Source organism: Robbsia sp. KACC 23696, assembly GCF_039852015.1.
Lineage (GTDB): Bacteria > Pseudomonadota > Gammaproteobacteria > Burkholderiales > Burkholderiaceae > Robbsia.
On the sequence record NZ_CP156626.1, the window covers coordinates 780946 to 795010 of the forward strand.

Below are 14065 nucleotides of genomic sequence, written 5' to 3' on the forward strand. Positions count from 1 at the left end.
AGGTGAAAGGCTTCCGAAATGCTTGACCTCGCAATGACGGTGATTCGCGGTCCCGGAGTCGTGGCGGCTAAGGGTAAACGCTAGGAAATCGATGCTTTACGCGGTGGGCGATAAGGATAAGCAGGAGAGGAATTTGACGCATTTTGAAGACGACTCGCGGCATCACGGCGGGGAGCAGGACGACGGCGGTCTGCATGAAGATGCGATCCCCCCGTCGAGCGCTGGCGCTGCTGCCGGTTCTCCCTCGCAAGGTAGCGGCGAGAAGCACGCGGGAAACCGGCCTGATGCCATGCGTCGCGCCTGGGTCGGTCGTGCGATGCTGGGTGTGCCACTGACCTTGGCAGGGGGCGGGTGGGCGTCGCGCGCTGTAGCGGGTGTGCCCGAGGCAGCGGAGACGGAGGCGCCGAAGCCGATCGCGGCACCGGGCGACGTAATCGACGTGCCCTTGTGGCCGGAGGGCCGCGTTCCAGGTGTGCGCGACACCGCGCGAGTCGCGGCGATCGGTGCGGAGCGCGTCAGTGCTGGCGGTGCGATACGCAATGTGTCGCAACCGCGGCTGCGCATCTATCCGGCGGATCCGTCACGTCGCACCGGCATGGCGATACTGGTCATCGCCGGCGGCGGCTATGCCCATATCGAATGCGGTCATGAAAGTACGCCGACGTGCCGCTGGCTGCAGTCGCTCGGCATCACCGCCTGTGAGTTGATCTATCGACTGCCGCGCGAAGGATGGGATCGGACGGCACCGCTGCAGGACGGGCAACGGGCGATGCGGGTGATTCGGGCGCATGCCCAGACCTTGCACATCGAGCCGGCGCGTCTGGCCGTCATGGGCTTTTCCGCAGGCGGGCATCTGGCCGGCATGACCGCCGTCACCCCCGACGTTGCGCGCTATGCACCGCTGGATGCGATCGATGCGCTAGCGTCCGATGCGGCGTTTGCCGCGCTGCTGTATCCGGTACTGACCTTGGTGCCGCCGTTCGACAATACCCACACGCGACGCTCGCTGCTGGGACGCGACAATAGTGGAGACGATGCCAATGCAGCGGCGGCGGCGTTGTCCGTCGACCGCCAGGTGAACGAGGCGACACCACCAGTGTTTCTCGCGCAGGCGACCGACGATCCGATCTCGCCGGTCGACAACAGCCTGCTGATGTACTCGGCGATGCGTTCGGCAGGCCGACCGGTGGACCTGCATCTATTCCAATCCGGCGGCCATGGCTGGGGCTTGGGACGTCCCGGCACCGAACAGACGCTGTGGCCGGCGTTGTTTCAACGCTGGATGGGACTGCTCGGCGGCTAGGTCCGCGGGGCGGACCGATGCGCGATGACGCGTGCGCTCAGGCCGCGTCGATGGGGGGCAGTGCCGCCAATGGCGCCAGACGCAGTCGCGCGAAATTCGAGACGAAGGGTGTGAATTCCATGAAGCCTTTGACGGCCTCGAATTCGGGCGTGTCGTAGACCCAGTCGCCGGCGATCGTATAGACCGCCGCATAGGCCGGGCCATCGTCGATGACCTTGTAGCGGCTGCCGGTCAACCAGCCCGGGCAGGACAAGATCGCGGGCAGATGGACTTCGTCGTACCAGCGATTGAACGCCGCTTCCTGCTCCGGCGCGATATCGACCCGCACGATATGAATGTAGGGGCCGACGGAATCGGCCGGCAAGCGTTCGATCGGAAATTTCATTGTGCCTGCTCCACGGTTTCGACCGGCTTCGGCTTGACGCGGGGAAACTTCAACGTCGCCTCGGCCTTCAGCACTTCCTTGCCTTCATCGTTTGTCGCACTGGCCTGCCAGACGGCGGTGCGCGTCTCCGCGTTCATCTCGGCGATCCAGACGCGAAAGCGCAGCGTATCGCCATAGAACACCGGACCGGTGAACCAGAAACGGTCTTCGATCGATACGCCCAACGTGCCGACCAATTCTGCCGTCAGCACGCTGGTGCAGATGCCTGCCACCAGAATGCCCGGTGCCAGACGTTGGCCGAAACGGGTCTTGCTCGCATAGCCTTCGTCGATATGCACCGGACCGAAGTCGCCGGTGGCGGCTTCATACATCGCGCCGTCGGCTTCGGTGATCGTCTTGCAGATGGACACTTCGTCGCCCACATGCAGCGTGTCGAATGGTTTGATGTCGTACATCGCGCGCCCCTGCTCAGCCGAGCAGCGGCAACATCGCCGCGGTGCCGCCGATGACTTGCTTGCCGCCGTCTTCGCTGTCGATCAGGCAACGGATCTCGAAATCGATCGAGGCCGACGTGACTTCCGTTACGGTGGCGATCGCTTCGATCGTGCTGCCCACCACTACCGGTGCGTCGAACGACAGATCCAGCTTGCCGATGCGCCAGGCCTTGCCGGCCAGCCGATTCAGACAGGTGGACGACAGCGCCAATACCGCCATCTCGAAACTCAGCATGTTTGCAAAACCCGCGTCGCGGGCCGCGGCCGCGTCCACGTGCATCGTTGCCAGATTGCCGCTGATGCCGGTGAAGAAGGCTTGTTCGGCGACGGTCATCGTCTTGCGGAACGACATTGTCGCGCCGACTTGCAGGGGAGTGGTGTTTTGCATCGTGTGAAGGCGTCTATCAATGAAAGAGGGGCGGCGAGCGGGTATCGCGGGCCGGTGCAAACCGAGACGGGCCGCGCCTGATGGCGCACCCCGTCTGCTTGCCGTCGCGTTTAGAGCGTCAGACCGCGCTTGATCACACTGCGCGCGATCAACATGCGATGGATTTCCGACGTGCCGTCGTAGATGCGCGTGACGCGGCTGTCACGGTAGATCCGTTCCAGCGGCATTTCCTTCGTGAAGCCCATGCCGCCGAATGTCTGGATGCCGCGGTCCGCCACGCGGCCGATCATTTCCGAGGCGTACAGCTTGACCATCGACACCTTGTCGCGCACGTCGCGGCCTTGATCCAATTCCCACGCGGTGTTGAGCACCATCATTCGCGTCGCAAAGATTTCCGTGGCCGAGTCCGCGATCATCTGCTGCACCATCTGGAAATCGCCGATCGGTTGACCGAACTGCTTGCGCTCGCCCGCATAGGTGCGCATCAGTTCCAGTACGCGCTGCGCCATGCCGCAGGCCCGTGCGCCGATGTGCGCGAGGCGGATGCCGGCCACGCTGTCCATGATCAGCTTGAACCCGTTACCCAGCGTCCCCAGGATCTTATCCTTCGGGATACGGCAGTTTTCGAAAACCAGTTCCGCATGGCCATACCCGCGATGGCCCATCATCGGCTGCTTGCCGGTGACGTGGAAGCCCGGCGTGCCCTTGTCGACGAGGAATAGCGTGATGCCGCCGCGCGCGCGCTTTTCCTTGTCCGTCAGCGCCATCACGATGACGTAGTCGGCGATGTCGCCGTCGCTGATGAAGTGCTTGCGACCATTGATGACGAAGTCGTCGCCGTCTTCGGTCGCCACCGTCGAGATCGACGCGGCGTCGGAACCGGCGCCCGGCTCGGTGATGGCCATCGCGCAGACCTTCTCACCGCGGACCGTCGGCAGCAGATAGTCGTCGCGTTGCGCGCCTTCGCAGGCGAGCAGCATCGGATAGACCTGGCCGAACACGCGGCGGATCAGCGCATCGGACGTCTTGCCAAGTTCTTCCTCGACGTAGCACATGTCGACATTCGACAGGCCACCGCCGCCGACATCGTCCGGCATATTCATCGCGAACAGCCCCAGCGACATCGCCTTGTCGCGCACGATCTTCAGCTTGTCGGCCGGGATCACGCCGGTATGTTCGGTTTCGGCTTCCAGCGGCTGCACTTCGTTGGTCACGAATTTGCGGACCGTGTCCACCAGCATCTGGGTTTCGGAGGGAATGGAAAAGTCGATCATGTCAGTCTCGTCAATAAGGGGGGTCAGGCGGCGGGCGCGGTGCGTACCACGCCGTCCGCGATCAACGCGTCGATCTCGCTCTGCGCATAGCCCAGTTCACCCAGGATTTCCGCCGATTGCGCACCAAGCGGCTGCGGCGTCAGTGCCACGCCCGGTGCTTGGCCATCGAAACGGGCGGGATGCATGACGAAGGTCACCGGCTTGCCTTCCACGCCGTCGACCGTCTTGAATGCTTCCAGATGGGTCAGTTGCGGATCGGCTTGCAGGTCGTCGTAGTCCTGTACCGGGCCGTGCCAGACATCGGAGTCGCGCAGATGCTCGAGCCATTGCGCCGTGGTCTTTTGCTTGAGGCGCGCGCCGACCAGGCGGACGATTTCCTCGCGTCGCGTATAGCCGTCGCTTGCCGGAATCGCGGCCAACGCTGGTTCTTCCAACGCGCGGGCCAGTGCCTCCGGCGTGGCCATCGAGATCGCCAGATGGCCGTCCGACGTCGCATGAATGCCGTAGGCGCCGCCGCTGAACCAGCTCGCCAGGCCGTCCGGGCCGCGCGACGAAGGGCTGCGGGCGCCGTTCAACCAGGCCGTCAGCGATTCCGTTTGCAGATCGATCGCGGCCTGCAGCAGGCTGACTTCCACGAGGCGGCCTTCGCCGGTACGCTCGCGATTGAACAGCGCAGCCAGGATGCTCATCACATAGATGACGGCTGCATGTTGGTCGACCACCACCGGACCCACCGGCGTCGGGGCGCCATCGGCGCGACCGGTGCGGGCCGCCAGCCCGGACAGCGCCTGCAGCAGCAGATCCTGCCCCGGCTTGGCCGCGTAGGGACCGGAGCCGCCGTAGCCGCTGGCGCTCGCATAGATCAATCGCGGGTTGATCGCCTTCAGTGCTTCGTAACCCAAGCCGAGGCGTGCCATCGCGCCGGGGCGGAAGTTTTCCATCAGCACGTCGGCATCCTTGACGAGCTTTTGCGTCAGGGCGCGACCGGCCTCGCTTTTCATATCGACTGACAGGCTGCGCTTGTTGCGGCCCGTCGTCAGCAGATTGACGCTTTGCGTGCCGACGAAATGATCGGCCACTGCCCAGTTGCGATGAAAGGCACCGTCGATCGGCTCGACGGCGATCACGTCCGCGCCCAGATCGGCGAGCATTTGCGCAGCCATCGGGCCGGCATGGAAGTGGTTGAAGCTGATGACACGGACGCCGTCGAGGAGTTTCAGCATGATGTTCCGATTGGGTTTGCACACGGTCCGCGTGTCCCGACCGGGACGTCGTCGTCGATGAAGACGGCTTATGCAGACGTGTTGTTGACGCTATTCAGCATAGCAATCGGAAATTGCGCGGCGGGCGAATCGCACTATTAAATGGCGCACTCCGACTATAAGCGAGCCTCATGATCGGCTGCGCGGAGGGAGGGGAGCGGTGCGCCGCACGGTACGGCGGGGCGTATCCGCCGGCAGGGGACCGGCGGCGAACGATGCCTCAATCGAGCAACGGCGATTGGGCGCGTAGCGCGCGCACCACTTCGCGTGCGTGGGCGACGAAGCTTTCCGTCAGACGTTGCCGGGGGCGGTCCTTCGGCAGCAAGGCGCAGAGGGAAATGGGCATGTCGGAGCTGAAGGGGCGGATCACGACACTGCCGGGCGGTTGCGTCAGCGCCGAGAATTCGTCGGTCAAGGAGACCCCCAATCCTTCGGCCACTAGCCGACACGCCACGTTGGAGAAACGCACTTCGATATCGGGAACGAAATAATCGCCGTCCGCTTCGAACACGCGCTCCACCAGCAATCCAAGGGGACTTCGTGCCGGTGCGCCGATCAAGCGCCGCCCGCGCAAGGCACTCGGGGTAACAACGTCGCATTTCTCCAACGGATCGCCCGGCGGCGCCGCGCACACGATGCGTAACTCGCCCAGGGGCTCGTTGATCAGGCCGGGACGTGTGGGCGGCATCATCGACAAACCGACGTCCGCCATGCCGGAGTCCAGACTTTCCAGCATCGCATCCACCCGCATCGTTTCCAGATGGATCTTGACCTTCGGATGATCGACGGCGAAGCGCGCCAAGGTCTTCGGCACCAGCCATTCGGAGAGTTCCGCGGTCGAGAACACGCGGATCACGCCGGCGCGGCCGGTGCGCAAGTCCCACGCTTTCTGCTGAATGGCCTGATGGACTAGAAACAGCGGCTCCGCGTCGTCGAAGAGCATTTTTGCTTCGGACGTCGGAATCAGTCGGTTGCTGATGCGATCGAACAACGGAAAGCCCAGTTTGGCCTCCGCCAGTCGGATCGCATTGCTGACCGCGGGCTGCGACATGCCCAGCTCGGTGGCCGCGCCGGTCGTGGTGCGATAGCGCATCACGGCACGCAACACTTCAAGTTGTCGGAGATTGATCAGTACCCGTGCGCTGGGAGCACTCCCGCCTGCGTCGTCGTCATTCGCGCGGCCACTGCCCTGGCCGCCATTTCTGCCGCCCTGTGCGTTGGGCCGGTATTCCGTCGCCATCCTGTCCCTTTGTTCCATGTTCCGCAACGTTGCAATCCGGCACACCGCAATCCGGGCAAACGCGATGCCCTTTTGCACGCCATCAGCGCGATTCTACGCTTGCGAGGGAATGCGGCGTGTTAGAAACAGTGCCGGGCGGAGCGTGCATTCAACGGGTTGCACCGGGATCGGCGACCCGCTTGCGCGCCCGGGCAGCTGTCACGGCTATAACCGTCGATTATAGTCGCCCGTTTTTTTTTCACTGGCGTGCGGGGATGGCACGCCGCTAATGTCTCACTACCGAAGCCGACTAGTCATATGCACATGCCGCGGGGAATGTTGCACCGGCTTCCTGTATTCGTTCTCGCACGCCGCATTGAAGCAGTCACCACATCGCATCCTGGAGAGACCATGTTTTCACGCCGCCGTACTGCGCCTACTCTCGTGAGCACGCTCGCGACCGCTCTGACCTCGTGCGCCGCCGTTGCGGTGATGGCCACGTCCGCTCACGCGGCGTGCATCGCCGTTCCGGCCGGCGATCTGGTCACCAGCGGCCATCTGCAATTGTCGATCAACCCGACCTTGCCGCCGCTGCAGTTCATCGACGAGACCGGCAAGATGAAGGGCATGAACGTCGAACTGGCCGAGGAAATCGGCAAGCGGCTGTGCCTGAAGGCCGATCTGCTGCGCATGGACTTCCCGGCGATGGTACCGGCGTTGAACGCTGGCCGTTTCGACGGCATCAACACCGGCATGTTCTGGACCGAGGCCCGTTCGAAGTCGATGTACACGGTGCCGTACGCGATGTCGACGATCGACGTGATCGCCGACCCGTCGCAGAAGGCGACGCTGACCGACATCAAGGGCCTGGCCGGCCATTCGGTGGGTGTCGAAGCCGACTCGTACCAGGAAAAGTGGTTGCGTGATCGCGCGAAGGAAATCGCCGACGCCGGTGGCAAGCCGGTGGATATCCATGCCTTCCCGACGGCCAGCGATATGTTGGCGGCATTGCGCGCCGGTCAGTTCGACTTCGCCGCCTTGCCGAGCTATACCGGCGCATCGGTCGTGAAGTCGAAGCGGGCCAAGCTGGTTCTGGGCGCTCAGGGCGGCACGCCGACGACGATGGCCTTCCGCAAGAAGTCCGTTGCCGAAGCCGTTGCGAAGGCGATGGACGACATGGTGCAGGACGGTTCGTACGCCAAGCTGATGGACAGCTATGGCATGACGAAGATCAATACGCCGCACATCACGCTGGTGGGCACGGGTCCGGCCTGAGGGTCTGCCTGACGGCCGCAGCAGGCCGATGCGCGCGTGCCGTCCGGCACGCGCGTCCTGAGGGTGCAGTACCGGTACGGGCGCGCATGTCGCGCGACCTGTCCATCATGAGTATTGAGTAGATGACTTTCTTCAATGTCCCCGATTTCTTTGGCTACCTGACCAACGGCTATCTGTGGGGGGGTGTCGTCGTCACCTTATGGTTGACGATCGCGACGGTGATCGGCGGCCTGGTCTTCGGCCTGCTGGTGGCCTTCATGCGCATGTCGCAAAGCCGTGTCCTGATCGGACTCGCGAGTTTTTATATCTGGGTTTTCCGCGGCACGCCGCTGCTGATCCAGTTGGTGATCGTCTATACGGGCTTGCCGCAATTCGGCCTCCGTCTCGGCGTCATCGAATCGTCGTTGCTGGCGCTGATGTTGAATGAAGCGGCTTATCTGGCCGAGATCATCCGCAGCGGCTTCATGGGCGTACCGCGCGGCCAGTACGAAGCGGCCGAGGCCCTGGGTCTGCCGAAGTGGCTCGCCACGTGGAAGATCACGTTGCCGCAAGCGTTCCGTCTGATGATCCCGTCGTTCGGCAACTCGGTGAACGGCCTGTTGAAATCGACGTCGCTGACGTCGGTGATCTCGATGGAGGAACTGATGCGCCGCAGCCAGATGGTGATGCAGGCGAAGTTCGAGGTGCTCGAGGTCTTCGGTGCCGCGGCCATCTTCTATCTGTTGCTGACGACGGCCTGGGGCTTCGTGCAACGCCGGCTGGAAATTCACTTCGGCGCGGGCCATTCGGCCAGCCGTTGATCAAGACATAAGGAAACACGATGACAACGCTCTCCCTGACTGGCGTGGTAGTGGCCACGGTATTGCCCTTCGACGCGGCGCAGGAAATCGACTGGGCATCGTATGCGCGGGTGATCCAGTACTGTGCGATGGCCGACGGTATTTCGGCCGTGCTGGTCAACGGCCATGCCGGTGAAGGCGGTGCGTTGACGCCGCAGGAGCGCGAGGCGGTGATCCGCGCGACGCGCAAGACGATGAACGAGGGCGGTCAGTCGGACAAGCCGTTGATCGCCGGCATCATCGCGCAAAGCACGCGGGAGGCGGTGGCCGAAGCGAAGATCGCCAAGGCGGCCGGCGCGAATGCGTTGACGATTTTTCCGCCGGCGTCGTTCGGCGGCGCTCGTACCGAGATGGTGGTCTCGTATGTGAAGTCCGTCATCGATGCGGTCGATCTGCCTGTGGCGATTTTCCAGTATCCGCTCGCGTCCGGCTATGGCTATTCGACGCAGACCTTGCTGGAACTGGCGAAGTTGCCGCGCGTGATCGCGATCAAGGAAGGCAGCGACACGATGCGCGCCTACGAAGAGAACTACGCCGCGGTCAAGGCGGAACGCAGCGACCTGAGCATCCTTGCGTCGAATTTCGATTGGTTCCTTGCGCAACTGGCCGTGGGATCGGACGGCATCCTGTCCGGGCTGGCCGCGCTGGTGCCGGACGACCTGGTGAGCCTGTGGCGCGCCGGGGCGGCGAACGACCTGCCGGCGATGCGTGCGGCCAGCGACAAGATGCTGCCGCTGGTGCGCGCGATCTACGCGCTGCCGCGCAATGAAATGTACGCACGTATCAAAGTCGCGCTGACGATGATGAACGTGATGGCCAGCCCGAAGGCGCGCGAGCCCTTCGTACCGGTCCCCGAGGTGGTCTGCGTCCGCATCCGTGCGGCGCTGATTCAGATGGGCCTGCTGGACGCCGAAGGGCAGCCGGTAGCAGCTTTGGTCGCGCCACTCGATCGTGTGGCCGTCCTGCCGGCGAACCGATAGTCAACGGAGCAGCATAGCGATGAGTGCATTTTCCGCCGCCCAGAGCGACGCGTTGGACCAGGCGGCGGGCACCGCCACACCGATGGTGCAATTGAAGGGCGTACATACCTGGTACGGTCAGTACCATGCCTTGGACGATATCAATCTGGAGGTGGCGCGCGGCGAAAAGATCGTCATTTGCGGACCGTCCGGGTCCGGCAAGTCGACGATGATTCGCTGCATCAACCGGCTGGAAAAGCATCAGCAAGGTCAGGTGATCGTCGATGGTGTGGAGTTGACCTCGCGTACCCAGGATCTGGCGAAAGTGCGCAGTGAAGTCGGCATGGTGTTTCAAAGCTTCAATCTGTTTCCACACCTGTCCGTCCTCGACAATCTGACGATCGCGCCGATGGCGATCCGCAAGATGTCGCGTGCCGATGCCAATGCGCTGGCGATGCACTATCTGGAGCGGGTGAAGATCCCGACGCACGCGAGCAAATATCCGGGGCAGTTGTCGGGCGGCCAGCAGCAGCGTGTCGCGATCGCCCGCGCGCTCTGCATGAAGCCGCGCGTGATGCTGTTCGACGAGCCCACGTCGGCGCTCGATCCGGAAATGATCAAGGAAGTGCTCGACGTCATGGCGACGCTCGCCGCCGACGGGATGACGATGCTGTGCGTGACGCATGAGATGGGGTTTGCCCGTACTGTCGCCGATCGGATCGTCTTCATGGACCAGGGCAAAATCGCCGAGATCGCGCCGCCGGAGCAATTCTTCCTCCAGCCGCAATGCGAGCGCGCGCAGACATTCCTGAAGCAGGTCAGCTAAGCGCATTCGCGCGCGCAGCCAGTCTCATTGCGGGTTGATCCGCCGTCCGAAAGCCGGGCGGCGGCGTGTCTCTGTTCCGGCGATTTTCGAATGAACGCACCAATCCTGTGCGATCATCCGCGGGTATAGTGTAAAAATTCGAATCGGTGCCCGGCGCGAGCCTGCGGCACCTTGTCCCCCATTTACTGTTCTTGTCCTTCAGCATGCAAAATCCGGCGCTTGTCGAGCAATATGGTCCGCGCGAATCGATGGAATACGATGTGGTCGTCGTCGGCGGCGGTCCCGCGGGCTTATCCACGGCGATTCGCCTGAAGCAACGCGCCGCGGAGAAGGGCAACGACATCAGCGTCTGCGTGCTGGAAAAAGGCTCCGAGCCGGGCGCGCATATCCTGTCCGGCGCGGTGATGGACCCGCGTGGACTCGACGAACTGATCCCTGATTGGAAAGCCCTCGGCGCCCCGCTGAATGTGCCGGTCACCGAGGATAAATTCCTGTTTCTGACAAAGGACGGGTCACGCTCGGTGCCGACCTGGATGCTGCCCGACAATTTCAAAAACCACGGCAACTACGTCGTCAGTCTGGCGAATGTCACGCGCTGGCTGGCGCAGCAGGCGGAAGCCTTGGGCGTCGAGGTCTTCGCTGGCTTCCCGGCAGCCGAAGTGCTGTACGACGCGCAGGGCGCCGTACGCGGCGTCGCGACCGGCAATATGGGAATCGGCAAGGATGGCGAGCCCACTGCTAATTTTCAGCTCGGCATGGAGCTGATGGCGAAGTACACGGTATTCGCCGAGGGCTCGCGCGGCAATCTGGGTCGTGAGCTGATCGCGCATTTCGATCTGGCGAAGGACGCGGACCCGCAGGTCTACGGCCTCGGCATCAAGGAAGTGTGGGAAATCGATCCGTCGAAGCACAAGCCGGGTCTGGTGATGCACACCGCCGGATGGCCGCTCGAAAGCGACACCTACGGCGGCTCCTTCCTCTATCACCTGGACAATAACCAGGTGGTGGTCGGATTCGTCGTCGGCTTGGGATACAGCAATCCGTATCTGTCGCCGTTCGAGGAATTCCAACGTTATAAGACGCATCCGGCAATTCGCCAGATCCTGGAAGGTGGCAAGCGGCTGTCGTATGGCGCGCGCGCGATCACGGCGGGCGGTCTGATGTCGCTGCCGAAGTTGGTATTCCCGGGCGGCGCCTTGGTGGGCTGCGATGCCGGATTCCTGAATGCGTCGCGAATCAAGGGCAGCCATGCCGCGATCAAGTCCGGGATGATGGCGGCGGACGCGATCTACGATGCGGTCAGCGCGGGAACGGTGCCCGATGGCGTGGCCGCGCCGCGCCGCGCCGACGAGCTGGCGGCTTATCCGGTGGCGTTCGAAGGATCCTGGTTGAAGCAGGAGCTGTATCGCGCGCGCAATTTCAAGCAATGGATGAGCAAGGGCCTGTATCTGGGCACGGTGATGGTGGGGATCGAGCAGAAGCTGCTGGGCGGCAATGTACCGTGGACGCTGCACCACACGCATGCCGACCACGAGACGCTGAAGCCGGCGGCGGAGTGCACGCCGATCGTCTACCCTAAGCCGGACGGCGTGTTGACCTTCGATCGTCTGTCGTCGGTATTTTTGTCGAACACGAACCACGAGGAAAATCAGCCGGCGCACTTGACGCTGAAGGATCCGACGGTGCCGGTGCGCATCAATCTCGCGAAGTATGCGGGCCCGGAAGCGCGTTTCTGCCCGGCCGGCGTCTACGAATTCGCGCAAGGCGAGGGTGGCGCGGAACGGTTGGTGATCAATGCGCAGAACTGCGTGCATTGCAAGACCTGCGATATCAAGGATCCGACGCAGAACATCGTCTGGGTCACGCCGGAAGGCGGCGGCGGACCGAATTACGGCGCGATGTAAGGGAAGTCCCTGCCTCCGGTAACGCGACATTCGGTCTGAATGTTCGTGGACCGACCAACAGAAAAGCGGGCGCGTGATAACACGCGACCCGCTTTTTTTATTGCGTCCTTCTGCAAGTTCGATCGTCAAGGTTGGCCAATCTCCCCTGTGTCCAGCGATTGGCCATCCCCCTTTACTTGATGCTCACGCCCTGGAACCGCACGTTACCGAACGGTTCGATTACCATGCCTGACACGCGCTTGCTGACCGGCTGATACACGATCGAGTGGGCGATCGGCGAGAACGGCAGTTGATCGGCGAAGATCTTCTGCGCCTGCATATATAACTTTGTCCGCTCGGCCTGGTCATTGGTGCTGCGCGCCTTGACGATCAGATCGTTGAACGGCTTCTCGCACCAACGCGAGAAGTTGTTGCCGTGAATCGCATCGCAACCCAGCAAGGTGCCCAGCCAGTTATCCGGGTCGCCATTGTCGCCGGTCCAGCCGATCAACATCGCATCCTGCGCGCCGGTGTGGCCGCGCTTCATGTACTCACCCCACTCATAGGTGACGATGTTCGCCTTGACGCCTATCTTCGCCCAGTCCGATTGAATCATCTGCGCCATCAGCTGACCATTCGGGTTATACGGCCGTTGCACCGGCAGTGCCCACAGATTGATCGTGAACCCGTCGGCAAACCCCGCCTTCGCCAGCAGCGCTTTTGCTTTTGCCGGATCGTAGGGCTGTGCCTTGATGCTCTTGTCGAACGACCATTCGGTCGGCGGCATCGCCGTTGCGGCCGGCGTGCCCATGCCCTGATACACCGCCTTCAGGATGGCCGCCTTGTCGATCGCCATGTCGAGCGCGCGACGCACATTGACGTCTTTCAGATAGGGCTTTTCGACGTTATAGGCCAGATAGCCTTCGTTGAAGCCTGCCTGCGACGGCATCGACAGATTGGCCGCTTGCTTCAAGGAATCGACTTCGGCCGGGCGCGGATAGCTCATCACCTGGCATTCGTCGGCCTTCAGCTTTTGCGCACGGACGGTGGCATCGGTCGTGATCGAGTAAATCAGGCTTTTCAGCTTCACCGCGCCGGCCTTCCAGTAATCCGGATTGCCTTCGTAGCGGATGGTCGCGTCCTTGGTATAGCTGCGCAAGGCGAACGGCCCCGTGCCCACCGGTTGCTGGTTCAATTGCGGCGCTTTGTTGTCCTTCAACAATTGCGCCGCATATTCGGCCGATTGAATCGACGCGAAAGGCATCGCGATGTTCTGGATGAACGGCGCATTGACCTCGTTCAGCGTGAAACGCACCGTGTAGGGATCGATTTTGTCGACGCTCTTGATCAGCTTGTCGAGGCCCATGTCCGTGAAATACGGAAAGCTCGTCGGATAGGCCTTTTGAAACGGCAGGTTCGGATCCAGCATCCGCTGGAACGAGAAGATCACGTCATCGGCGTCGAAGGAGCGCGTCGGTTTGAACCAGGCGGTGGTCTGGAACGCCACATCATGGCGCAGATGGAAGGTGTACGTCAGGCCGTCCGGCGAGACGTCCCAGGATTCGGCGAGACCCGGCACCACCTTCGTGCTGCCCGGCGCAAACTCGACCAGTTGATCGAAAACGGTATAGGCGCTGGCGGTGAAGTCGGTGCCGGTGGTGTACTGCGCCGGGTCGAAACCGGCCGGGCTGCCTTCCGAGCAATAGACAAGCGTGCCTTTCATCTGTTGCGGCACGGCCCAGGCCGACTGCGCGACGCCGAGCGACAGCGCGGCAGCCACGATCGACGCGGCCGAGGCCCCCAGCCATGCCGGCCGACGCAGCATCGACTGGCGCTGACGGCGCGCCATGCCGCGCAGCGGCGACGTGTCGGAAAAATCGACCGAGGACGAAGAAGATTCCGGTACAAGCGACGCGGTCATTTCAGACTGTGCGTCCGATGGGCGCAGGGCTGACAGC

General features: G+C 62.8%; 13 protein-coding genes. 6 read left to right on the forward strand and 7 right to left on the reverse strand.

What is annotated here, in order from left to right; translation table 11 throughout:
• The first annotated feature begins 133 nt into the window (after nt 1-133).
• Nucleotides 134-1303 carry an alpha/beta hydrolase gene (locus ABEG21_RS03145; RefSeq protein ID WP_347555828.1) on the forward strand — a complete coding sequence of 390 codons (1170 nt, stop codon included), beginning with the start codon at nt 134-136 and terminating at the stop codon, nt 1301-1303.
• A 37-nt stretch (nt 1304-1340) separates the two neighbouring features.
• On the opposite strand, the gene ABEG21_RS03150 is transcribed toward ABEG21_RS03145, so the two are convergent.
• The 6 genes from ABEG21_RS03150 to ABEG21_RS03175 form a co-directional block, all read right to left on the reverse strand.
• Entirely contained in the window at nt 1341-1688 is a 348-nt protein-coding gene (locus ABEG21_RS03150) for a hypothetical protein (protein WP_347555829.1), read from the reverse strand.
• Nucleotides 1685-2143 (reverse strand): MaoC/PaaZ C-terminal domain-containing protein, encoded by a 459-nt coding sequence (locus tag ABEG21_RS03155; protein WP_347555830.1) that lies wholly within the window; start codon nt 2141-2143, stop codon nt 1685-1687. Before ABEG21_RS03155 ends, ABEG21_RS03150 begins: the two co-directional genes overlap by 4 nt.
• Nucleotides 2144-2156: 13 nt before the next feature.
• Nucleotides 2157-2570, reverse strand: coding sequence for a MaoC/PaaZ C-terminal domain-containing protein (locus ABEG21_RS03160; protein ID WP_347555831.1), 414 nt, complete (start codon nt 2568-2570; stop codon nt 2157-2159).
• 110 nt (nt 2571-2680) lie between these two features.
• Entirely contained in the window at nt 2681-3844 is a 1164-nt protein-coding gene (locus tag ABEG21_RS03165; RefSeq protein WP_347555832.1) for an acyl-CoA dehydrogenase family protein, read from the reverse strand.
• Between the two features lie 23 nt (nt 3845-3867).
• A complete protein-coding gene (locus ABEG21_RS03170; RefSeq protein ID WP_347555833.1) occupies nt 3868-5067 on the reverse strand; it encodes a CaiB/BaiF CoA-transferase family protein in 1200 nt (399 codons plus the stop codon).
• A 259-nt stretch (nt 5068-5326) separates the two neighbouring features.
• The gene (locus tag ABEG21_RS03175) at nt 5327-6364 is read right to left on the reverse strand and encodes a LysR substrate-binding domain-containing protein (protein WP_347555834.1); all 1038 of its coding nucleotides are present in this window, start codon (nt 6362-6364) and stop codon (nt 5327-5329) included.
• Nucleotides 6365-6736: 372 nt separating this feature from the next.
• Between ABEG21_RS03175 and ABEG21_RS03180 the strand changes: the two genes are divergently transcribed.
• The 5 genes from ABEG21_RS03180 to ABEG21_RS03200 all read left to right on the forward strand — a co-directional run bounded on the left by ABEG21_RS03180 (nt 6737) and on the right by ABEG21_RS03200 (nt 12128).
• Complete coding sequence (locus tag ABEG21_RS03180; protein ID WP_347555835.1) at nt 6737-7600, forward strand: transporter substrate-binding domain-containing protein; 864 nt, start codon at nt 6737-6739, stop codon at nt 7598-7600.
• 122 nt (nt 7601-7722) lie between these two features.
• Nucleotides 7723-8400 carry an amino acid ABC transporter permease gene (locus ABEG21_RS03185; RefSeq protein WP_347555836.1) on the forward strand — a complete coding sequence of 226 codons (678 nt, stop codon included), beginning with the start codon at nt 7723-7725 and terminating at the stop codon, nt 8398-8400.
• Between the two features lie 20 nt (nt 8401-8420).
• Nucleotides 8421-9419, forward strand: coding sequence for a dihydrodipicolinate synthase family protein (locus ABEG21_RS03190; protein WP_347555837.1), 999 nt, complete (start codon nt 8421-8423; stop codon nt 9417-9419).
• Between the two features lie 82 nt (nt 9420-9501).
• Nucleotides 9502-10224, forward strand: a complete 723-nt coding sequence (locus ABEG21_RS03195) for an amino acid ABC transporter ATP-binding protein (protein WP_347556598.1) — start codon at nt 9502-9504, stop codon at nt 10222-10224.
• A gap of 203 nt (nt 10225-10427) precedes the next feature.
• Nucleotides 10428-12128, forward strand: a complete 1701-nt coding sequence (locus ABEG21_RS03200; protein ID WP_347555838.1) for an electron transfer flavoprotein-ubiquinone oxidoreductase — start codon at nt 10428-10430, stop codon at nt 12126-12128.
• A gap of 172 nt (nt 12129-12300) precedes the next feature.
• Here ABEG21_RS03200 and ABEG21_RS03205 read toward each other — a convergent pair whose 3' ends face one another.
• Nucleotides 12301-13932, reverse strand: coding sequence for an ABC transporter substrate-binding protein (locus ABEG21_RS03205; RefSeq protein WP_347556599.1), 1632 nt, complete (start codon nt 13930-13932; stop codon nt 12301-12303).
• Nucleotides 13933-14065 lie beyond the last annotated feature (133 nt).

Bases quoted from the DNA above. Each gene is read 5' to 3' on its own strand.
- ABEG21_RS03150 (WP_347555829.1), bottom strand. From the start codon at position 1,688: ATGAAATTTCCGATCGAACGCTTGCCGGCCGATTCCGTCGGCCCCTAC.
- ABEG21_RS03155 (WP_347555830.1), bottom strand. From the start codon at position 2,143: ATGTACGACATCAAACCATTCGACACGCTGCATGTGGGCGACGAAGTG.
- ABEG21_RS03185 (WP_347555836.1), top strand. From the start codon at position 7,723: ATGACTTTCTTCAATGTCCCCGATTTCTTTGGCTACCTGACCAACGGC.
- ABEG21_RS03205 (WP_347556599.1), bottom strand. From the start codon at position 13,932: ATGCTGCGTCGGCCGGCATGGCTGGGGGCCTCGGCCGCGTCGATCGTG.
- ABEG21_RS03200 (WP_347555838.1), top strand. From the start codon at position 10,428: ATGCAAAATCCGGCGCTTGTCGAGCAATATGGTCCGCGCGAATCGATG.
- ABEG21_RS03175 (WP_347555834.1), bottom strand. From the start codon at position 6,364: ATGGAACAAAGGGACAGGATGGCGACGGAATACCGGCCCAACGCACAG.
- ABEG21_RS03170 (WP_347555833.1), bottom strand. From the start codon at position 5,067: ATGCTGAAACTCCTCGACGGCGTCCGTGTCATCAGCTTCAACCACTTC.
- ABEG21_RS03165 (WP_347555832.1), bottom strand. From the start codon at position 3,844: ATGATCGACTTTTCCATTCCCTCCGAAACCCAGATGCTGGTGGACACG.
- ABEG21_RS03195 (WP_347556598.1), top strand. From the start codon at position 9,502: ATGGTGCAATTGAAGGGCGTACATACCTGGTACGGTCAGTACCATGCC.
- ABEG21_RS03190 (WP_347555837.1), top strand. From the start codon at position 8,421: ATGACAACGCTCTCCCTGACTGGCGTGGTAGTGGCCACGGTATTGCCC.
- ABEG21_RS03160 (WP_347555831.1), bottom strand. From the start codon at position 2,570: ATGCAAAACACCACTCCCCTGCAAGTCGGCGCGACAATGTCGTTCCGC.
- ABEG21_RS03180 (WP_347555835.1), top strand. From the start codon at position 6,737: ATGTTTTCACGCCGCCGTACTGCGCCTACTCTCGTGAGCACGCTCGCG.